Annotated in this window: 1 protein-coding gene; it reads right to left on the bottom strand. The window is 68.9% G+C overall.

The features are described from left to right. Window positions 1–511, bottom strand: a 511-nt coding sequence (locus AB1460_RS38245; RefSeq protein WP_368967500.1) for a winged helix-turn-helix domain-containing protein, incomplete at its 3' end; no start/stop codon positions are given. Window positions 512–546 lie beyond the last annotated feature (35 nt).

Below are 546 nucleotides of genomic sequence, written 5' to 3'. Positions count from 1 at the left end.
CAGACCCAGGCGTCCCGGGCCGCCGCGGTCGTTTTACCGCCGGCCACTCCTGGTCCTGCCACTCCTTGACGGCGGTCTCGTCGCGTTCAAGGGCACGGCGGGCCGGTGTCTGGCACGACCAGCCGTGTCGGTCCAGCAGCATCCACACCCCGGGCAGCGTGTAGACGACCCCGAACTCCCATCTGATCACCTGCGCGATCCGGGCCAACGTCCATCGCTGATCGTCCCAGCCGTACGCCTCCGGCCCGCGGCGCAGGACCGCCTCCAGCCGGGCCAGCTGCCGATCATCCAACCGGCACGCCGACAACGGACCGGTCGACCGCAACGCAGCCGCACCCCCCGATTCCCAGGCGCGGTACCAGCATCCCGCCGTTTTCACGGTCACTTTGAATTCCCGGGCCACCTCCGCTCGTGTCGCACCCTGATCGAACCGGTCGGCTGCGGCCATCCGGACCCGTTCCCTTTCCACCTGCTCGGCGGGCGTCAACCCGCCACCCGTCGCATACCTCATGTAACGGTTTTACCCACACGCCCGCGACTATCACC

It is taken from the genome of Parafrankia sp. FMc2 (assembly GCF_041008525.1).
In the GTDB taxonomy this organism is placed as follows: Bacteria; Actinomycetota; Actinomycetes; order Frankiales; family Frankiaceae; genus Parafrankia.
Note: the sequence above shows the minus strand (reverse complement) of the source record. Positions and strands in the feature narration are given on the sequence as shown.